This window comes from Sporosarcina obsidiansis, assembly GCF_009651005.1.
Classification (GTDB): Bacteria; Bacillota; Bacilli; order Bacillales_A; family Planococcaceae; genus Sporosarcina; species Sporosarcina obsidiansis.
Genome location: NZ_WHVW01000009.1, coordinates 62,871 through 81,825, shown reverse-complemented (window position 1 = coordinate 81,825; position 18,955 = coordinate 62,871). Strand labels below are relative to the sequence as shown.

21 protein-coding genes and 1 riboswitch are annotated in these 18,955 nt (G+C 42.2%); of the genes, 15 read left to right on the top strand and 6 right to left on the bottom strand.

Annotated elements, in window-relative coordinates; translation table 11 throughout:
• Positions 1–91: 91 nt before the first annotated feature.
• A complete protein-coding gene (locus tag GD002_RS09420; protein WP_153732099.1) occupies positions 92–499 on the bottom strand; it encodes a hypothetical protein in 408 nt (135 codons plus the stop codon).
• Positions 500–1,211: 712 nt separating this feature from the next.
• Between GD002_RS09420 and GD002_RS09415 the strand changes: the two genes are divergently transcribed.
• Positions 1,212–2,420 (top strand): MFS transporter, encoded by a 1,209-nt coding sequence (locus GD002_RS09415; RefSeq protein ID WP_153732098.1) that lies wholly within the window; start codon positions 1,212–1,214, stop codon positions 2,418–2,420.
• 107 nt (positions 2,421–2,527) lie between these two features.
• Positions 2,528–3,214: a DNA alkylation repair protein gene (locus tag GD002_RS09410; RefSeq protein WP_153732097.1), complete on the top strand. Its 687-nt coding sequence runs from the start codon at positions 2,528–2,530 to the stop codon at positions 3,212–3,214.
• Between the two features lie 67 nt (positions 3,215–3,281).
• On the opposite strand, the gene GD002_RS09405 is transcribed toward GD002_RS09410, so the two are convergent.
• Entirely contained in the window at positions 3,282–3,845 is a 564-nt protein-coding gene (locus GD002_RS09405) for an MEDS domain-containing protein (protein WP_153732096.1), read from the bottom strand.
• A gap of 269 nt (positions 3,846–4,114) precedes the next feature.
• Here GD002_RS09405 and GD002_RS09400 point away from each other — a divergent pair, with 269 nt between their 5' ends.
• Positions 4,115–4,837 (top strand): ZIP family metal transporter, encoded by a 723-nt coding sequence (locus GD002_RS09400; protein WP_194841540.1) that lies wholly within the window; start codon positions 4,115–4,117, stop codon positions 4,835–4,837.
• A 127-nt stretch (positions 4,838–4,964) separates the two neighbouring features.
• Here the strand turns inward: GD002_RS09400 and GD002_RS09395 are convergent, their stop codons facing one another.
• Both GD002_RS09395 and GD002_RS09390 read right to left on the bottom strand, forming a co-directional pair.
• Positions 4,965–5,546 carry a collagen-like triple helix repeat-containing protein gene (locus tag GD002_RS09395; protein WP_153732095.1) on the bottom strand — a complete coding sequence of 194 codons (582 nt, stop codon included), beginning with the start codon at positions 5,544–5,546 and terminating at the stop codon, positions 4,965–4,967.
• 334 nt (positions 5,547–5,880) lie between these two features.
• Entirely contained in the window at positions 5,881–6,378 is a 498-nt protein-coding gene (locus GD002_RS09390) for a hypothetical protein (protein WP_153732094.1), read from the bottom strand.
• A 112-nt stretch (positions 6,379–6,490) separates the two neighbouring features.
• Here GD002_RS09390 and GD002_RS09385 point away from each other — a divergent pair, with 112 nt between their 5' ends.
• Positions 6,491–7,378, top strand: coding sequence for a 5'-3' exonuclease (locus tag GD002_RS09385; protein ID WP_153732093.1), 888 nt, complete (start codon positions 6,491–6,493; stop codon positions 7,376–7,378).
• On the opposite strand, the gene GD002_RS09380 is transcribed toward GD002_RS09385, so the two are convergent.
• Both GD002_RS09380 and GD002_RS09375 read right to left on the bottom strand, forming a co-directional pair.
• Positions 7,337–7,882 carry a C39 family peptidase gene (locus GD002_RS09380; RefSeq protein ID WP_153732092.1) on the bottom strand — a complete coding sequence of 182 codons (546 nt, stop codon included), beginning with the start codon at positions 7,880–7,882 and terminating at the stop codon, positions 7,337–7,339. The two genes, GD002_RS09385 and GD002_RS09380, sit on opposite strands and share 42 nt — an antisense overlap.
• Positions 7,883–7,937: 55 nt before the next feature.
• Positions 7,938–8,258, bottom strand: a complete 321-nt coding sequence (locus GD002_RS09375; RefSeq protein ID WP_153732091.1) for a thioredoxin family protein — start codon at positions 8,256–8,258, stop codon at positions 7,938–7,940.
• Between the two features lie 196 nt (positions 8,259–8,454).
• Here GD002_RS09375 and GD002_RS09370 point away from each other — a divergent pair, with 196 nt between their 5' ends.
• The 11 genes from GD002_RS09370 to GD002_RS09315 all read left to right on the top strand — a co-directional run bounded on the left by GD002_RS09370 (position 8,455) and on the right by GD002_RS09315 (position 18,908).
• Positions 8,455–10,839, top strand: a complete 2,385-nt coding sequence (locus GD002_RS09370; RefSeq protein WP_153732090.1) for a 3-hydroxyacyl-CoA dehydrogenase/enoyl-CoA hydratase family protein — start codon at positions 8,455–8,457, stop codon at positions 10,837–10,839.
• A gap of 28 nt (positions 10,840–10,867) precedes the next feature.
• Complete coding sequence (locus GD002_RS09365) at positions 10,868–12,043, top strand: acetyl-CoA C-acetyltransferase (RefSeq protein WP_153732089.1); 1,176 nt, start codon at positions 10,868–10,870, stop codon at positions 12,041–12,043.
• 31 nt (positions 12,044–12,074) lie between these two features.
• Positions 12,075–13,874, top strand: a complete 1,800-nt coding sequence (locus GD002_RS09360) for an acyl-CoA dehydrogenase family protein (protein WP_304624983.1) — start codon at positions 12,075–12,077, stop codon at positions 13,872–13,874.
• A 48-nt stretch (positions 13,875–13,922) separates the two neighbouring features.
• Positions 13,923–14,147 carry a hypothetical protein gene (locus GD002_RS09355; protein WP_153732088.1) on the top strand — a complete coding sequence of 75 codons (225 nt, stop codon included), beginning with the start codon at positions 13,923–13,925 and terminating at the stop codon, positions 14,145–14,147.
• 50 nt (positions 14,148–14,197) lie between these two features.
• Entirely contained in the window at positions 14,198–14,557 is a 360-nt protein-coding gene (locus GD002_RS09350) for an arsenate reductase family protein (RefSeq protein ID WP_153732087.1), read from the top strand.
• A gap of 78 nt (positions 14,558–14,635) precedes the next feature.
• Positions 14,636–15,019 carry a glycine cleavage system protein GcvH gene (gene gcvH / locus GD002_RS09345; RefSeq protein ID WP_153732086.1) on the top strand — a complete coding sequence of 128 codons (384 nt, stop codon included), beginning with the start codon at positions 14,636–14,638 and terminating at the stop codon, positions 15,017–15,019.
• 56 nt (positions 15,020–15,075) lie between these two features.
• Entirely contained in the window at positions 15,076–15,429 is a 354-nt protein-coding gene (locus tag GD002_RS09340) for a toprim domain-containing protein (RefSeq protein WP_194841539.1), read from the top strand.
• On the top strand, positions 15,422–15,721 hold the full coding sequence (locus GD002_RS09335; protein ID WP_153732085.1) for a thioredoxin family protein: 300 nt from the start codon (positions 15,422–15,424) through the stop codon (positions 15,719–15,721). Before GD002_RS09340 ends, GD002_RS09335 begins: the two co-directional genes overlap by 8 nt.
• 51 nt (positions 15,722–15,772) lie before the next feature.
• Positions 15,773–15,878, top strand: a riboswitch (SAM riboswitch).
• 418 nt (positions 15,879–16,296) lie between these two features.
• Positions 16,297–17,322, top strand: coding sequence for a methionine ABC transporter ATP-binding protein (locus tag GD002_RS09325; protein ID WP_153732083.1), 1,026 nt, complete (start codon positions 16,297–16,299; stop codon positions 17,320–17,322).
• Entirely contained in the window at positions 17,315–17,983 is a 669-nt protein-coding gene (locus tag GD002_RS09320; RefSeq protein WP_153732082.1) for a methionine ABC transporter permease, read from the top strand. The genes GD002_RS09325 and GD002_RS09320 overlap by 8 nt, the downstream gene beginning before the upstream one ends.
• Before the next feature lie 64 nt (positions 17,984–18,047).
• Entirely contained in the window at positions 18,048–18,908 is an 861-nt protein-coding gene (locus tag GD002_RS09315; protein ID WP_153732081.1) for a MetQ/NlpA family ABC transporter substrate-binding protein, read from the top strand.
• The last annotated feature ends 47 nt before the right edge of the window (positions 18,909–18,955 follow it).

Below are 18,955 nucleotides of genomic sequence, written 5' to 3'. Positions count from 1 at the left end.
TGCAAGCTAGTCCGAGTACCGCACAACCAACGTCCCACCGACTTAGTTATCGACCCGCTCATGAAAGTGGATAGTAATCCTTCATTATCGATCATTTAACTAGTAACACGTCATTCGTAGGTGTTAGTATGTCGTGACTCTCATAGTTATTTCCTGATCTTCTCGAAATAGGAACAGTTTTAATCGCATGTTTCCCCTTTGCAAATACAAGTAGGAATCGATCTTCTAGTATCTCAATTCCGTGAGTACTGCCTTTAAATTTGATGTTCAATGATTCTTCGATAATATCTTCGGTTGTATAAGGGCCATAGACATGGGCTTTGTCCCAGTCGAAATCAGTTAGCGGGGATAGGGGAATTTCAGTTGCTCCATTTGCCGCTTGTTCTTCAATCTTCTTACCAAGAATTAAGTCTTCCGTCGCGCGATTAACGAGGAACATACTGAGTACTGTGATCAGTAATACAGCTCCAGTTATCCATGGGAGCCATTTCTTTGTCATTTACATACCACCATCCCATTAGTCGTTGTGAAATTATCAGTAATCATATCATATTTCATGTTATAGCCTTCATTTTTCCTGATCCTAAATGCTTCTCAATCATACTTCCTTGTTGCCGCATTTGATCGTATTCATGCTAAGTTAGCGCTTAGAGGTGTCTGTTCAGGCACCGTAACGATAGAGGGGTAAGTTCACAGGGGACGTTTTATGAGCCTGAGGTAATTATTCAGGCCTATTGGGATCTACACATAGAGCAAATGACAAAAAACTTGTTTTAGGGAATGGGAAGAAACCCATTGAATTACATACATGATCTAGATGTCTCCCTGTGGTAGGGGAGCAATAGGGGGGATATTTTAATTATCAAATAAATTAAATTTGTATGTTTGAAAAACTGTTTATTATGAATACGTAATTAAGGCCAAAAATTATTAATTTCCAGTAGAAAAGTTCAAGATCGTTTGATAAAATATAAAAAAATAATGATCCTTTAAGCCGGTCCAGTGAGGCCGAAAAGAGCAACTTGATATCGTGAGTTTATTTTGTCATGCCCTTTTGTCCTCTCTGGCGGAAGGGTATTTATTTTGCCTTTTTGTAGACAACATGAGCAACTCTTTTAAAGAAAGTCCTGTGAGGCTAGAAAAGAGAATAGGATCAATCCATTCTTTCAAAAGAGCAGAAAGACACCTAGAAAACACTGGAGGAACGTAGAATGGATTATCGAAAGAAAACCGTGGTAGCATCGGTAACAGGTTTAACATTAGAAGGTATGGACATTATGTTTATCTCATTTGCGATGACCATGATTATTTCAGAATTCCACATTGATTTAGCAGCTGGTGGAATGATTTCTTCCATAACGAATATTGGTATGTTGTTGGGAGGAATCGTGTTTGGTGTATTAGCAGATAAGTACGGAAGGGTAAAAGTGTTCACTTATACGGTTTTATTGTTTGCAGTCGGTACGGCTTTAACTGGATTAGCCACTAGTATTGAACAAGTGTACCTATATAGATTTATTGCTGGAATCGGGGCAGGTGGAGAATATGGGATTGGTATGGCGTTAGTTGCAGAAGCTTGGCCAAAGGATAAACAGGGGAGAGCCTCTTCATATGTCAGTGTAGGAGCGCAATATGGGGTGATTTTAGCAGCCTTGTTAAGTGCCATTATTCTTCCTACACTAGGATGGAGGGCATTGTTCTTTGTCGGTGTGCTCCCTGTCATTTTTGCTTTTATTGTACGAAAGAATCTAGATGAATCACCGGAGTGGCTAGCTGCTCAGAAGAGTAAAAAAACTATGAAGAAAGCCGAAAAGGGGAAGCTGGTTCAATTGTTTGAAACGCCACGAACTACTTTTACCACACTTTCTTTAATCCTAATGGCGACAGTTCAAATTGCCGGTTATAATGGATTAATGATTTGGCTGCCATCTATGTTGCAGCAATCACAAGGGTTATCTGTCTCTAGTTCCGCACTTTGGACAATTAGTACAGCAGTTGGCATGATCATCGGGATGTTAACGTTTGGAATTTTCTTGGATCGTTTTGGAGCAAAACGTGCCTTTGGCGTATTCCTAATCGCTTCAGCATGTGCTGTGTTTTTGTACTCCTACGCGACGGGAAGTATGGGTGTATTAATAGGTGGCGCAATTGTTGGTTTCTTCTCCAATGGAATGTTTGCAGGTTACGGGGCATTGATTGGTAGTCTGTATCCCGTTCAAATTCGGAGTACGGCAACCAACACGATCTTTAACTTTGGACGAGCGATTGGCGGTTTTTCACCCATCCTTGTGGGCTATATTTTGCAGAGCTATGACATGAAAGTCGCTATGCTCTACTTAGCCGCCTTGTATTGTATGTCCTTTGTTGTCATGACCACTCTTAGAAAAGGTCAAGTAGCTAATGTGAATAATACGATATAACTAAGTGAAGACACCATCAACTAAAGTGCAAATGTGCTTGAATTGATGGTGCTTTTTTAAAAAGTACTGCTTATTTCTCTTAGAACGTAAACAAAAAGGAGGCCGCAATGGAAAATACGATAAGAAAACAAATTTTTGAACTCATTGATTCGGATTATCAAAAGTTTTCGTCTGCTCTCATACCGAATGTTACGAATGTTTTAGGCGTCCGGATACCAGAACTCCGAAAAATAGCGAAGAAGATTGCGAAGGATGATTGGCGCACATATCTAGAAACTGCAGAGGATGAATATTTTGAGGAAGTTATGCTGCAGGGGATGGTCATTGGATATGCTAAGACGGATATTGAAGAAGTTCTTACATATGTGGCTGCTTTTGTGCCGAAAATTGATAATTGGTCAGTATGTGATGGATTTTGTTCGGGTTTAAAAATTACGAAGGATCAGCAAGAACGGGTATGGACATTTTTACAACCTTATCTGTCTTCTGAGGAAGAATATGATCTGCGGTTTGGTGTGGTCATGCTACTTATCTATTACGTTGAGACCCCGTATATTGACAGAGTATTGATGTTGTTAGATAGGGTGCAGCATGAAGGGTATTATGCCAAAATGGCAGTGGCTTGGGCCATTTCGATTTGTTATATTAAGCTTCCAGATCCTACAATGGCCTATTTAGAAAGTAACAACTCATTAGACAAATTTACGTATAATAAAGCCTTGCAAAAGATCACAGAATCGACTCGTGTAGATAAGGAAGTCAAGACTTTGATCCGTGGTATGAAACGTCGATAGGATCCATGACTCCCTATTCCGAAAATCCGAGCTTATACAATGACCTACTCTTAAAGCTTCTATAGAATTAAACGTTTTTCAAATATTGATTAGACAAGATAAGTTCATCATTAATTAGCACTAATGGATGGGTTTCTAGTAACAATGTTAATAAATAATCCGGCATTCTCTCTTTTGCATACGCACAAATTAACGGAAATGATAACTCGTTAACTGCCTCATCAATTATTATCTCTAGTTCTTTTATAATGTGCAGTGGACCTTTCATGGTAGCCCATTCAACATGTGCCCATGAACGAAAAGACAATTTATTTTCAACGTAACGTTGTACGGTTTGTTCAAAATAATTGACGATCGCAGGCGGATGATAGCTGCCACTTGAATAATAAAAATGAAAATTATTAACGAAGTGAACAAATGGCATTTGTTCTTTTGTTATTCGTTTACTTAGTTCTTTTTGAATAAGAGGATAAATGCGCTCATTCTCAATGATGATAGTGTATTCTCCAGCTTTCACTCCATCTTCAATATAAGTAACAGCCTGATCCACGTATTTATTTAGATTTTCATAAGAATAAAGTACATGGGTGTTCCGCTGTCTTTCAAAAAGTTGTTGCATATTACTTTTCATAGTCAAGTCAACTCCTTTTTGTTATTGTAATTACAAATAGTTAATCATAACTTTCTGGAGGGAAATCGGGATTTAATAATCTATCTATTCAGATAGTAATCGTAGTAATTTTATGGTAAACATTAAAAGGATTCTTGTAAAGAGTAAATCGTTAAATTTTGTGGATGTTTGCCATTCCTATACTATTTTTTAAAAATACAAAACGTTATATCATAATTTAAAATCGTAATCCATATAAACATAGAGACAAACACTAAAAGGATGGTTTATTGGTACCTATTTGGCTAATTGGATTTCTATCAACGGTTGCTGGAGTTAGTGTAGGTGGAGTTATTGCGGCCTTGATTAATAAATTTAGAAGAAGTGTAGGAACGATTTATGCCGTATGTATAGGATTGTTGTTAAGTTTGCTAAGTGTAGAGATTGTTCCAGAAGCGATAGAGCGAGGGAATGTGGTTGTTTTTGTATTAGGTTTCTTAGTGGGGGTACTTTTATTTAAGTTGCTTCATTTAGGGTTTTATCACAGTTCCCTTATTTCAAAAGAGAATGAACAAAGCTATAGTCTTCGAATGGGTGTGTTTTTAGCATTGATTCTGTCCATGCACAATTTACCGATGGGTATGGTCCTTGCAACGAGCGAGCACTTTCCATTTGGCCTTGCGCTGTTACAGACATTGATTTTGCATAATATTCCTGAAGGCATGATCTTATTTACCCCTTTATTTGTGGCGGGTGTTCGATTTTATAAGGTATTTCTTTTGTCAATATTCATTGCGGCTCCTGTTGCACTAGGTGCGTTCATTGGCGGATGGATGGGCATGCAAAGTAATACGATAGGAGCCTTTCTATTAAGTGTAACTGTCGGCTCGATCTATATGGTGACAATGAAGGAAATTTTACCTGCTTCTATTAAGTATTCTACCCATATGTATAGTATCGTCATTGCCTGTATTGCATTTGGTTTGTTGGCTGTCTATTTAGTGATTTTATAGGGCAAATGTACATGCTCATAAAACTCTATAAGTGATCACAAACGCTGTGGGAACGCCTATAAACTATCCCACTCGCTCATCACAACAAAAAAACCTGGCGATCAAAGCCAGGTTTTTTGGATTGCCATCAAGTACAACGGAAAGAATCGATATGCTTTAGATCCATTCCGTAATATTCCCAACGGTACTGACGTGGATCCCAACGATAACCAGCGATAGAGGTTTTACCTACGAATGTCGGATAGTACCAGAATCCTTTGTTTCTAGAAGTCCAAATGTAGGTGTAGCGGTATAGACAGCCTGCGATGCCTCCTGGATCGACTGCGCGCAATTGTGCATCAGGATAACTGGGTGTTTGGCTAGGCGGTGGCGAAGTTGGAGCTTGAGATCCATGTTGACCTGACTGCCCGGGATATCCCGGGTAACCAGGCTGTCCTGGGTAACCTGGATAACTTGGCTGCGAAGGGAATCCTGGTTGACTTGGAAAACCTGGTTGGCTCGGGAATCCAGGCTGTTGTCCAGGAAATCCAGGTTGCCATGGATAGTTGGACTGACCAGGAGGTGGGTATCCAGGATAGCCACCTCCTTGCCAACCCTGTTGTTGGGGTGGATATTGTGGTGGACGACTCGTATTGTGAGACATATCGTACTGACCTTGATAACCTTCAGGCAATTGCGGATACCACATATGTCCGTCTTGTTGATTCAATCGATCACTCCTTCTTTTCTTTCTCGTTTTATCATATGCAGTGACCACAACTTTTGTTTGATAAGTGTCTCTGCAATAACGAACGTACTATATAAGTTGAATTACTAAACCTGCGCATTCTATAAGTCACCTAGTACCGTTGATTTCCGTTCCAGGAGGACGCTTTCTGGAGGGCCCGCGGTGAGCCAACTTGGTCGCTACGCTCCCCTAAGTTGTCTCACCTGTCGGGCTGATCCTCCCAGAGTCACCGCCTTGCACTCCAATCAACTGAGCAGATAGAACATGGATTTCTGATGATGTGAAAAGTTTAATTCAACTTATATAGTTTATGGAATTAAAAACAGCGGAAGGAATCAATTCGTTGTAAATCGATCCCGAAGTACTCCCATCGAAATCTTCGTGAATTCCAACGATAGCCAGCGACAGATGTTCTGCCAACAAAGGTTGGATAAAACCAGAAACCATTAAATCTTGAAGTCCAAACATAAGTGAAACGGTATAAACAGCCGGCTATGGCCCCTGGGTCGACTGCAAATAATTGAGCCTCTGGATATGATGGAATTTGGTTTGGGGGAGGTGAAGTTGGAGCTGCTCCTTGACCTCCTTGTCCTGGTCTTCCTGGCTGACTTGGGAAATTGGGTTGTCCGGGGAACCCTGGTTGTGTTGGAAAACCAGGAAATCCTGGAAAACCAGGTTGACTTGGAAAGTTTGGCTGCCATGGTGAAAATGATGGTGTCGGGGAGCCCCATCCTGGTGAGCCAGGAAATCCCGTTCCTGTCCAACCTTGCTGCTGATATGGCGGATACTGCATATATCCATCTTGTTGATTCAAACGATCACTCCTTCTGTTTTGCTCTCTTTATCATATGCAACTATCGGGGTGATTGACTTTTTCTTCATTCGCTAGACAGCTATGATAAACTAGAGAAAAGGAGTGGACGACAATGAGTGGAACGAAACCTCATATTTTACTGATCGACGGGATGGCGTTGTTATTCCGCTCGTATTTCGCGACCTCTTATCGTGGTCAGTTTTTTCGTAATGCCTATCATGTGCCAACGAATGGCGTACAAGGTTTTGCTCGCCATACGATGAGTGCAATTTCAATATTTCAGCCGACACATCTAGCAGTATGCTGGGATATGGGGTCGAAAACATTTCGAAATGAATTATTTTCTGATTATAAAGCGCATCGCCCTGCACCGGAACCTGAATTGATTCCTCAATTTGATATGGCGAGGGAAGTTTCGGAAACACTAGGGTGGAAGAATTATGGAATTAAAAACATGGAAGCAGATGATTTGATCGGTTCGTTGATTGAAACGTGGAAGAATGAAGCGAAATTAACGGTAGTTTCGGGAGATAAAGATTTATTGCAACTCTTGAAACCTGATGTATCGATTGCTTTCACGCAGAAAGGCTACACGCAGTATGATGAATATAATGAAGCGCGTTTCCAAGAAGAATACGGGATCACTCCTGCGCAATTCATTGATATAAAGGCGTTCACGGGCGATTCAAGTGATGGCTATCCTGGAGTGAAAGGAATTGGACCAAAGACTGCTTTGAAGCTCATTCAAGAATATGGGTCGGTAGATGGGGTGCTGGCAGCACGTGATGAATTGTCTGCCGGTATTCGAAAGAAAATCGATGCAGACGAAGAAATGCTGATGCTCTCAAAGGAGTTAGCAACGATTCATTGCGAACTGACGCTAGACGATCCGCTCGAGCACTTGGTCATTCCTGAATTTACATCAGAACATGCAAAACTCATGGAACAACAGGGATATTCATTGATTGCTCGACAAGGACTTTCTGTTTCCCCGTTTTGAAGGTTCGATTTTTACGAAGGTGAGGATTTTTTTATTTGGTTGGTAGGGAATCGAGCGGACCTTGCTTGGGCGATTCCTCCCGCCATTATCATGGACCAATACATGCAAGGAATCTTCCACATATTCATAGCCGACCATGACGACCCAATGATAATCATATGAAAAACGTCCACACCATTTCAAACGAAACCATTTATCGAACTTTAAGGCTACTGGACGACCTTTGTCTAGTTGTTGAATTGCTTCGTGGACATGGCACACTTTCACAGTCCAGTCTGCACCAAGCAAGTGACCAAGTCTACGGACGAATCGCCAAGTGGGCAACCCGATTTTTGTGCCCCCGAGTTGACGGTATAGATCGTTGATAGTTGGAGTTTGTTGAGTAGGAAAGAGATGACGCAATAAAACGAACGCTGTGACTGGACCACAAGCAGAAGCTCGGTAAGATGGTTTAATATCCTCGTCGTATTGTGATTTACCTTTCACTTCTATTAGCTTAGACATTCCATCTTCTCCTCTATTCAGAAACAGCGCTGACAGAAGTCAGCGCTGTTTGTAGTTAAATTTTCACTTCATCTAAGAAATCTGTTACTTGTTGAGGTGATTTTGCATTCGCACTGTGTAAATGAGCATGTTTTTCCCCGTCTTTAAAAATTAAGAGACTTGGAATTCCCATTACTTCATATTTTTCAGCGATTTCAGGCAACACATCACGGTCAGCTTCATACCATGTATATGTATCGTATTTTTCTACGATTGGATCGATGAACATATCCATGCGTTTGCAATCTGGACACCAGTCTGCTTCGAATTTTACAAGGACCGGGTTGTCGCTAGAGATAATATCGTTAAATTGATCTGCAGATTTTATTTCTTTCATTTATCGTCGCCTCCATTCATAAGACAGTGTACAATGTTTCTATGAAGATGGGTATTTTAATGCTTATTCAGAAAAAACGAATTTTAATATTGCGAAAAAGACTCAAATGATTTACACTAGGAAATATAGGAAAGGCGTATTTTTTTTACGCAATAAATGAATGAGTGTTCATTCAAAGATAAAGGGAGGATTGCACGTGACATATCAAATTAGAAAAGCGGCAGTTTTAGGATCTGGTGTAATGGGTTCTGGTATTGCGGCTCATTTAGCCAATATTGGAATTCCTGTTCTTTTGCTAGACATCGTTCCACCAAGATTGGGTGCTGATGATGAAGCGAAAGGTTTGACATATGAAGATCCAAAATTCCGCAATAAGTTTGCAGCTACGGCATTGGACAAATTATTGAAACAAAAACCAGCTCCTCTGACAACAAAGAGAAATCTATCATTAATTACACCTGGGAATTTCGAGGATGACTTAGAGCGATTACAAGAAGTAGATTGGATCATAGAAGTAGTCGTTGAAAACTTGGACATAAAAAAGAGTTTATATGAAAAGATTGAAAACGTGAGAAAACCAGGAACGATCATTTCTTCCAATACGTCTGGAATTAGTATTGAAGCGATGGCGGAAGGACGTTCGGAAGATTTTCAAAAGCACTTCCTAGGAACGCATTTCTTCAATCCTCCAAGATACTTAAAATTACTAGAGATTATTCCTACTGAAACTACGGCACCTGAAGTCGTCGAGTTTATGACTGCATTTGGTGAAAATCGTTTGGGTAAAGGTGTTGTCATCGCAAAGGATACACCAAACTTCATCGGCAACCGAATTGGAACGTATGGTTTGCAGGTAACATTGCACGAGATGCTTGAGCGTGGGTATTCAATTGGTGAGATTGATTCGATAACGGGGACTCTCATTGGTCGTCCTAAATCCGCGACATTTCGAACATTAGATGTAGTTGGTCTCGACACCTATATGCATGTTGCAAAGAACGTCTACGATCAGACGACAGGGGAAGAACAGCAAATATTCCAACTTCCTGAAGTCGTAACGAAGATGATCGACAACGGCTGGATTGGTGCGAAGGCAAAACAAGGGTTCTACGTGAAAAAAAGTCGCGATATTTTAGAACTTGATCTCAAATCGTTTGAATATATACCTACACAGAAAATGAAAGCGCCTTCAATTGAAATGGCAAAACAGCAAAAAGGACTTGCCAATAAAGTGAAAACCTTACTTTACGCGAAAGATCGTGCGGGTGAGATTTTATGGCATACCTTAACACCTACCATGCTTTATGCAGCACAGCTTCATGGTGAAATTGCAGATGATATCGTAGCGATTGATAATGCGATGAAATGGGGCTTCGGCTGGACACAAGGTCCTTTTGAAATTTGGGATGCAATTGGCGTACGTAAATCAGTAGAGTTACTGAAAGAGGAAGGGAAAGAGATTCCTTCATTCGTTCAGTCATTGCTAGATAAAGGCTATGAAACTTTCTATAGAGAAGAAGACGGCGAACTATTCTATTTCGATGGTACGGACTACCAAGCCGTTCTAGTGAATGAAAAAGCGATAGATTTGAAGCGGTATAAAAAGAAACATGGTGTCATCAAGAAGAATTCAGGCGCTAGTTTGATTGATCTCGGAGACGGTGTAGCATTGCTAGAGTTCCATTCCCAATCCAATGCAATCGGTCTAGATATTATTCAGATGATCAACTTCGCGGTCGATGAAGTGGAGAAGAATTTCAAGGGACTTGTCATCGGAAATCAAGGGAAAAACTTCTGTGTCGGTGCAAACCTTGGAATGATTTTGATGGAAGCGCAGGATGACAATATCTTTGAACTCGATTTCGTCATTCGTTCGTTCCAAAATGCGATGTTAAAAATCAAGTATAGTAGCAAGCCAGTTGTCGTTGCACCTTTCCAAATGACACTTGGTGGCGGAGCGGAAGTTTGTTTACCCGCTGCCCATATCCAAGCTTCTATGGAAACGTATATGGGTCTTGTAGAAGTCGGTGTCGGTCTGATTCCTGGTGGTGCCGGAAACGTCAACCTCTATCAGAAACATCTGAAAGGCTTACCAAATGGAGTGCCAGTTGATTATCAGCATGTAGCGAATAAAGTATTCGAATCGATTGCAATGGCGAAAGTTTCAACATCTGCTGATGAAGCGAGAGAGAATAACTTTTTGGATTTCGCAGATGGCGTGAGTGTCAATCCAGATCATCAGATTTACGATGCCAAGCAAGCGGCGCTGTCCTTATATGAAGCGGGCTATGTAGCACCGAAGAGAGCGAAAGTTCCTGTAACAGGTGATTCAGGTTATGCGACATTGCTGTTAGCTGCAGAAGGAATGCACATTTCCGGTTTTATTAGCGATCATGATCTGAAGATTGCAAAGAAGTTGGCATACGTCATTTCTGGCGGAAAGATTCCGTTCGGTACGCTTGTAGATGAGCAGTATTTGTTGGACCTAGAGCGCGAAGCATTTTTGAGCTTGGTGGCTGAACCGAAATCACAGCAGCGCATGCAACATATGCTTGTGAAGGGCAAACCGTTACGTAACTGATGATGGATAGGATAAAGGAGGAAATAGAATGCGCGAAGCAGTAATTGTAGCCGGTGCTCGAACACCGATTGGAAAAGCGGGAAGAGGTTCTTTAGCAACTGTTCGCCCAGATGATCTTGGGGCGTTGACGATACAGGAAACATTGAAGCGTGCAGGAGGATATGATGGGCCGATTGATGATCTGATCATCGGCTGTGCGATGCCAGAAGCAGAACAAGGGATGAACATAGCACGAAATATTGGCGCACTTGCAGGGTTACCTGATACGACACCTGCTGTGACAGTCAACCGTTTCTGTTCATCAGGTTTGCAGTCCATCGCTTATGCAGCGGAACGAATCATGCTCGGTCATTCGGAAGCGATACTTGCAGGTGGGGTAGAGTCGATGAGTATGGTTCCGATGATGGGTAACACGATTCGTCCGAACTTTAAATTAGCGGAAGAAGCCCCTGAATACTATATGGGTATGGGTCATACAGCTGAACAAGTAGCACAGAAATATGGTATTTCCCGTGAAGATCAGGATGCGTTCGCAGTCGAATCACATAAACGGGCAGAAGCGGCAATTAAAGCAGGCAAGTTTGTCGATGAAATAGTGCCAGTAGAAGTGGTCAAGCGCTTTGTCGATGCACAAGGGAAGTATCAAGAAAAGCATGTATTGTTTGAAATGGATGAAGGGGTACGACCAGGAACTACTACGGAAGTGCTTGGTAAACTACGCCCCGCATTTGCAGCCAAAGGGTCGGTTACAGCAGGGAACGCTTCCCAGACATCTGATGGTGCGGGTACTGTGCTCGTAATGGATTCGGAAGTTGCAGAACAACGCGGATTGAAGCCGCTAGCAAAATTCCGTTCATTCGCTGTGGGCGGCGTACCACCGGAAATTATGGGGATCGGACCGATTGAAGCAGTGCCGAAAGCATTGAAATTGGCTGGTCTATCGATTGAAGATATCGACGTATGGGAGCTGAATGAAGCATTTGCATCTCAGTCGCTAGCTGTTATACGTCATCTCGAACTCGATATGAACAAAGTGAATGTCAATGGAGGAGCGATTGCGCTTGGTCATCCACTAGGAGCAACGGGTACGGTGTTAACGTTGAAGTTGATTAATGAATTGAAACGCCAAGGCAAACAGTTCGGTGTGGTCACGATGTGTATCGGTGGCGGAATGGGTGCTGCAGGGGTATTTGAAATCTTATAATTAAAAAATGGGAGAAATAGGGGGAAGTAATATGACAAAAGCTATGGAGGGAATTCATATGACAGAATTCGTTAAAGGTGGAGCGTTTTTAACTGAGGATATGGACGCAGAACGCGTATTTACACCAGAGGACTTTACAGATGAACAAAAAATGATTGCCAAGACGACAGAAGAATATGTTAAAAATGATGTCGTTCCATTGGTAGAGAAGCTAGAAAATCATGAGTTCGAACACTCTGTGAAACTATTGAAAAAAGCAGGAGATCTAGGACTACTTGCAGCGGATATTCCGGAAGAGTATGAAGGCCTAGGTTTGGATAAAATATCTTCCGCATTAATTGCTGAAAAGCTTTCTGTAGCAGGCGGTTTTTCTATCACACACGGTGCGCACGTAGGAATTGGCACATTGCCAATCGTGTTATTCGGTAATGACGAGCAAAAGAAGAAGTACTTACCAAATTCTGCAAGCGGAGAAAAGATTTCTGCCTACGCATTAACAGAGCCGAGCTCAGGATCCGATGCTTTAGGAGCAAAAACAACTGCGAAATTAAATGCAGAAGGTACGCACTACATTTTGAACGGTGAAAAACAATGGATCACGAACTCTGCATTTGCTGACGTTTTTGTAGTCTATGCAAAAGTAGATGGCGACAAATTCACAGCGTTTATTGTAGAGCGTGACTATCCAGGAGTTTCTGTAGGTCCAGAAGAGAAGAAAATGGGTATCAAATCATCTTCTACACGTACACTCATTTTGGAAGATGCGGAAGTACCAGTTGAAAACTTGCTGGGGGAAATTGGCCGAGGACACATTATTGCGTTCAATATCTTGAATATCGGTCGTTATAAGTTAGGCGTGGGCACAATAGGCGGCTCAAAGCGTGCTCTTGAATTATCTATTCAGTATGCAAATCAGCGGAAGCAGTTCAATACACCAATTTCTTCATTTAACTTGACGAAGGAAAAGTATGGTACGATGGCATCTAAGCTATATGCTACGGAAAGCTTGATCTACCGTACTGTTGGATACTTTGAAGAGCGTAATGCAGCGATGAGTACAGAGGAGCAGAAAGACGGCAAATTAGTTGCAGCTTCGATTGCAGAGTATGCGATCGAGTGTTCAATCAATAAAGTCGTTGGTTCAGAAGTATTGGATTATATTTCGGATGAAGCAGTTCAAATACACGGTGGCTATGGCTTCATGGCGGAATATGAAGTAGAGCGTATTTATCGTGATTCCCGAATCAACCGGATTTTTGAAGGAACGAATGAAATCAACCGGATGATCGTACCGGGTACATTTATTAAGAAAGCAATGAAAGGCGAATTGCCATTGTTGCAGCAAGCGCAAGGACTTCAAGAAGAGTTGCTCATGATGATGCCAGAAGAAGTGGGCGATGAGGCATTAGCACAAGAAAAAGTACTTGTAAAAAATGCTAAGAAGATCGGTATTCTAGTTGCAGGTCTAGCTGCACAACGATACGGCACGAAGCTAGAGCAAGAGCAGGAAATTCTAGTGAATATCGCAGACATCGCGAACGATATTTTCGGAATGGAATCTGCGTTGCTACGCACGGAGAAAGCGATCAATAAAAATGGCGAAGAGAAAGAAAATCAGAAGTTGCTCTATACGCAAATCTTCTGTCAGGAAGCGTTTGCTCGTATTGAAGCAGCTGCAAAGGAAACATTGCTTGCAGCAGTAGATGGTGACAATCAGCGCATGATGCTGTCTGCATTGCGTAAGCTGACTCGTAATAACCCATATAACCTAATTGCTAAGAAGCGTGAAGCAGCTGAGAAGCTAATCGAAGCTGAGAAGTACGTAGTTTGATCATCTTATAATGAAGAAACGCTCCGTTTAATGCGGAGCGTTTTTGTGATGTGGAGAACGGGAGTAACGAGCGAAACTAGTGGGGAAGCGAGCCAAACCACCGTAGGACCGAGCCAAACTTTTATTGTACAGCGCCAAAGAGGGACAGGACCGCACCAAACCAAGAGAGAACCGATCCAAAGCACGAAAGAACCAATCCAAACCACAACAGGACAGAGCAATTATTTGCAGCGCAGTCAAATGATCTACATCAACGATCAGTCATCAAATTAGCCCGTACCTCCAACTATTTGCTATACTGAGCAAAAAGGGGGACTCATACTATGACAATTACATACTACGGCTATCCCAAATGTGGTACGTGCCGCAAAGCAAAGAAATGGTTGGAGAATGAAGGCGTTTCATTTGAAGAAGTGAACATTGCTGAACAGCCTCCGAGCGAAGAAGAATTACGCACGCTGATAAACAACTCAGGCTTAGAAATGAAAAAGTTCTTTAACACGAGCGGCATGAAATATCGCGAACTTCAATTAAAGGATAAACTACCTACTATGACAGAGGATGAAAAAGTTGCGATGCTTGCTTCTGATGGCATGTTGATCAAACGCCCCATTGTGACAGATGGTAAAAACGTCACCGTGGGCTTCAATGAATCTGTATTCACAGAAACCTGGCAAAGCTGAACGTAGAATCTTGTCTTTCATCAGGAACTATGGCAAACTAAATAGAGATAAACTATTATAATTGTTGGAGGTTAAGACATGAGCACACCAAAAGAATTGCGTTATTCAGAAGAGCACGAGTGGGTAAAAGAAGAAGACGGTAAATACCGTATCGGCATCACACATTTCGCACAATCCGAACTAGGGGACATCGTATTTGTTGAACTTCCACAAGTAGGCGACGAAGTGAAATCTGACGAGCCATTTGGTAGCGTTGAATCAGTGAAAACGGTTTCTGAATTGTACGCTCCACTGACTGGTAAAGTTGTTGAAGTGAACGAAGAGCTAGAAGATAGCCCTGAACTTGTAAACGAATCTCCATATGAAGGTGCTTGGATGATCGTTGTTGAAATTTCAGACAAAGCTGAGCTTGACGAATTAATGACAGCTGAGCAGTATGATGAAATGACTGCTGGAGAATAAAAAATGAAAGCGCTGGGTCGTTCCAGCGCTTTTTTTAAACGATAGGAGGAAACTGAGTGGACTCGAAAGTACTCATCGTGGAAGGTAGCTCTGATCGCAATCGACTTTTGCCGATGCTAGCGGAGCCGGTAGAAATCATTTGTACAAACGGCACGATCAGTTCCTATCGTATTGAAGAGCTACTGGAGATATATGAAGAACAGGAAATCTTCATCTTTGTGGATGCGGATGCCTCTGGGGATTCTATTCGCAAGTTGTTCAAAAGGTTGTATCCAGAAGCAAAGCACTTATATACCGATCGGCTGTATCGAGAAGTCGCCACTACTCCGATCAAAGTATTGGCTAGTATTTTAGTTGCGGCCAATTTCAAGGTACATTCCAACTATTTGGCAGGTGGGACATATGGATAAATGGACAATTGAAGATTGGCAACGCGAACAGGCGGCAGAGCAATTGGCCGCTTTTTACTTGTATACCCCGATGTGTGGAACGTGCGCTGTGGCTTCCAAAATGCTATTGGTGATTGAAGCATTACGTCCAGACCTACCGATGGGCAAAGCAGATTTAAATTACGTCGAGCAACTAGCGGTAGAGTATGAGATTGAAAGCGTTCCTTGCCTACTCATTCATCGGGCAGGTCAACCGATCGAAAAGATATATGCCTTTCAATCCGTCCCTTATCTACTTGATAGGTTGAGTTGACAGAAAGAATGAAATTATGGTATAAATAGTACAATCAATTGAATACCGATACTCTTATAAAGAGTGGTGGAGGGAAGTGCCCGATGAAGCCCGGCAACCGTCACATATGTGAAATGGTGCCAAGTCACTCAAAGCGAATTGCTTTGACAGATGAGAGAATGGAAACGTACATATAACGATTATACGTTCGGCCTTTCTGCTTGTCTGCAGGAAGGCTTTTTTATAGACAAAAGCGGAAGATGCCGTCTAGCCCCGACAGGCGTTGGAGGTCTTGCCACAAAGGCGCTTTTTGCCTTTTTGGCAAGACCGAAACGACCCGAGGGGCTGGCATCTGGAGCTGGATGAGAACAAAAGCGGAATGCGCCGTCTAGCCTCGACAGGCGTTGGAGGGCTTACCGACAAGATGCGTTCTTTGCATCTTTCGGAAAGACCGAAACGACCCGAGAGGCTGGCGCATGGAGCTAGATGACACCAAAAGCGGAATGCGCCGTCTAGCCTCGACCGGCACTGAAGTATGATAAAAAAGTGGAAGACTGCGCTTTTGATAGTAAGGACTTGAAAAGGTGGTGCGGAAAATGATTCAACTGACAAACGTTCAAAAGCGGTTTAAATTGAATGGTTCAGAGATTGTAGCGGTAGATGATGTAACATTAACCATCCAAGAAGGAGAAATTTTCGGCGTCATCGGCTATAGTGGTGCAGGAAAGAGTACATTGATTCGGCTATTGAATGGTCTAGAACAGCCGACTTCAGGAAGTATTGTGATCAGTGATCTGGAGATGACTACACTAAGAGGTGCAGGGCTACGAAATGCTCGGCAGAAAATCAGCATGATTTTCCAGCACTTCAATTTACTCTGGTCCAGAACTGTGGAAGAAAATATTTCATTTCCTTTAGAAATTGCGGGAGTGAAGAAGGCTGAGCGGCAACGGAAAGTGAAGGAACTAATCGACCTTGTCGGTTTATCAGGTCGTGAAAAAGCATATCCTTCTCAATTGTCAGGTGGACAAAAGCAACGAGTCGGTATTGCACGTGCGCTTGCAAATGATCCAGAAGTCCTGTTATGTGATGAAGCGACTTCCGCTCTTGACCCTGAGACAACGAACGCGATTTTAGATTTATTGACAGAAATTAATGAACGTCTGGGCCTAACGATTGTACTAATTACACACGAAATGCATGTCATACGGAAAATCTGTCATCGGGTAGCAGTCATGGAAGCTGGGAAAGTCGTAGAAGTTGGCAATGTACTGAACGTTTTCCAATCACCGCAGGCAGAGATAACCAAACGATTTATTTCTCAAGTGACAGATACAGCGGATGCGGATGAAGCAATTGCGCACTTGCAGGAGGAAACACCGAATGGAAGATTAGTAAAGTTGACATTCATTGGGGAACGAACGGAACAGCCGGTTCTCGCAGAATTAATTCGCAACTTTGAAATAGACGTAAATATCGTGCAAGGGAATATTTCAGCAATGCGGGATGGAGCATACGGTACCTTAGTGTTACAGTTGATCGGCAATCCAGTGATTATTGACGAAGCGATCTCCTACTTGCATGCCAATGAAGTAAGGACGGAGGTGCTGGCAAATGATTGAACAGTGGTTTCCTAACGTTGATTGGGACAAGATGTGGACAGCAACGGGTGAAACGCTTTATATGACAGCGTACTCCACAGTCCTGACATTTGTATTGGGGATTGCACTGGGTCTGTTGTTATTCCTGACAAGCCCGGGTCAATTATGGGCCAATAAATTCACAAATGTGATCACCGCAGCAGTAGTCAATATTTTCAGATCGATTCCATTTATCATTTTAATTATTTTATTGTTTCCGCTGACAAAGTTCTTAATTGGCACACTACGCGGTCCAAATGCAGCCCTCCCAGCGTTAATTATTGGTGCAGCTCCTTTTTACGGACGTATGGTATTGATTGCCTTACAAGAAATCGATAAAGGTGTGATTGAGGCAGCTCGTTCAATGGGTGCTAAGACTTCAACAATCATCTTCAAAGTGCTATTGCCTGAATCAATGCCCGCATTAGTTTCAGGGATTACGGTTACTTCTATTGCTTTGGTCGGCTATACAGCGATGGCAGGGGCGATAGGAGCAGGGGGACTCGGAACGTTGGCGTATTTGGAAGGTTTCCAACGCAGTCGGGGCGATGTCACGATGATGTCAACAATCTTAGTACTCGTCATTGTATTTATCATTCAATTTATTGGTGATTTGATTGTCAGACGTTTGGATAAGAGATAAAGGGATTATCAGGGTGAACCTGTTAACCATATAAAAAACAGAATGGAAAGGGAGAAATGTGGATATGAAGAAGTTTTTATTCGGTCTATTCGCTGCAGTGCTTGTATTAGCTTTAGCTGCATGCGGAACGAAAGACGATAACAAGTCAGGAAGCGATGCAACAGATGGGGATGCAAGTGAACCAGCAGGGGAAAAGACGACCATTACAGTCGGTGCCTCACCTACACCACACGCAGTAATCTTGGAAAAAGCGAAGCCATTATTAGAAGAAAAAGGCTACGAATTGAAAATCGAAAGCTATACAGATTATGTATTGCCTAATAAAGATTTGGACGAGGGAGCGTTGGATGCAAACTACTTCCAGCACATCCCATACTTAGAAGGTCAGATTGCAGATTTTGGCTATGACTTTGTTAATGCCGGTGCAATTCACATTGAGCCGATCGGTGTGTATTCAAAAAAATATAAGACACTTGAAGAGCTTCCAGACGGAGCAACAATTCTTATCAGTAACTCTGTAGCCGATCATGGGCGTGTCCTTGCAATGTTGGAGGAAAAAGGATTAATCAAGCTAGCGGACGGAGTAGAAAAAGTAAAAGCAGAGCTAGATGATATCGTAGAAAATCCGAAAAACCTTCAATTTGATCCGAACTATGAGCCGGCGCTTATGCCTCAGCTTTATAACAATGATGAAGGCGAGGCGTTGTTGATTAACTCAAACTTTGCGATTGACGCAGGATTAAACCCAATGGAAGATGCGATTGCATTAGAAGATAAAGAATCACCTTATGTGAATATTGTTGCAACGAAGAGTGGCGATGAAAACAGTGATGCTATTAAAGCATTGGTAGAAGTATTGACGTCAAAAGAAATTCAAGATTTCATTGTTGAAGAGTGGAACGGTGCAGTTGTTCCAGTAAAATAAGAGGGAGAAAGCCGACAGCGACTGATGCTGTCGGCTTTTCATATGCC

Excerpts from the sequence above, each read along its gene's own strand:
- GD002_RS09420 (WP_153732099.1), bottom strand. The coding sequence starts at position 499 with ATGACAAAGAAATGGCTCCCATGGATAACTGGAGCTGTATTACTGATC.
- GD002_RS09415 (WP_153732098.1), top strand. The coding sequence starts at position 1,212 with ATGGATTATCGAAAGAAAACCGTGGTAGCATCGGTAACAGGTTTAACA.
- GD002_RS09410 (WP_153732097.1), top strand. The coding sequence starts at position 2,528 with ATGGAAAATACGATAAGAAAACAAATTTTTGAACTCATTGATTCGGAT.
- GD002_RS09405 (WP_153732096.1), bottom strand. The coding sequence starts at position 3,845 with ATGAAAAGTAATATGCAACAACTTTTTGAAAGACAGCGGAACACCCAT.
- GD002_RS09385 (WP_153732093.1), top strand. The coding sequence starts at position 6,491 with ATGAGTGGAACGAAACCTCATATTTTACTGATCGACGGGATGGCGTTG.
- GD002_RS09380 (WP_153732092.1), bottom strand. The coding sequence starts at position 7,882 with ATGTCTAAGCTAATAGAAGTGAAAGGTAAATCACAATACGACGAGGAT.
- GD002_RS09375 (WP_153732091.1), bottom strand. The coding sequence starts at position 8,258 with ATGAAAGAAATAAAATCTGCAGATCAATTTAACGATATTATCTCTAGC.
- GD002_RS09365 (WP_153732089.1), top strand. The coding sequence starts at position 10,868 with ATGCGCGAAGCAGTAATTGTAGCCGGTGCTCGAACACCGATTGGAAAA.
- GD002_RS09360 (WP_304624983.1), top strand. The coding sequence starts at position 12,075 with ATGACAAAAGCTATGGAGGGAATTCATATGACAGAATTCGTTAAAGGT.
- GD002_RS09355 (WP_153732088.1), top strand. The coding sequence starts at position 13,923 with ATGTGGAGAACGGGAGTAACGAGCGAAACTAGTGGGGAAGCGAGCCAA.
- GD002_RS09350 (WP_153732087.1), top strand. The coding sequence starts at position 14,198 with ATGACAATTACATACTACGGCTATCCCAAATGTGGTACGTGCCGCAAA.
- gcvH (WP_153732086.1), top strand. The coding sequence starts at position 14,636 with ATGAGCACACCAAAAGAATTGCGTTATTCAGAAGAGCACGAGTGGGTA.
- GD002_RS09335 (WP_153732085.1), top strand. The coding sequence starts at position 15,422 with ATGGATAAATGGACAATTGAAGATTGGCAACGCGAACAGGCGGCAGAG.
- GD002_RS09325 (WP_153732083.1), top strand. The coding sequence starts at position 16,297 with ATGATTCAACTGACAAACGTTCAAAAGCGGTTTAAATTGAATGGTTCA.
- GD002_RS09320 (WP_153732082.1), top strand. The coding sequence starts at position 17,315 with ATGATTGAACAGTGGTTTCCTAACGTTGATTGGGACAAGATGTGGACA.
- GD002_RS09315 (WP_153732081.1), top strand. The coding sequence starts at position 18,048 with ATGAAGAAGTTTTTATTCGGTCTATTCGCTGCAGTGCTTGTATTAGCT.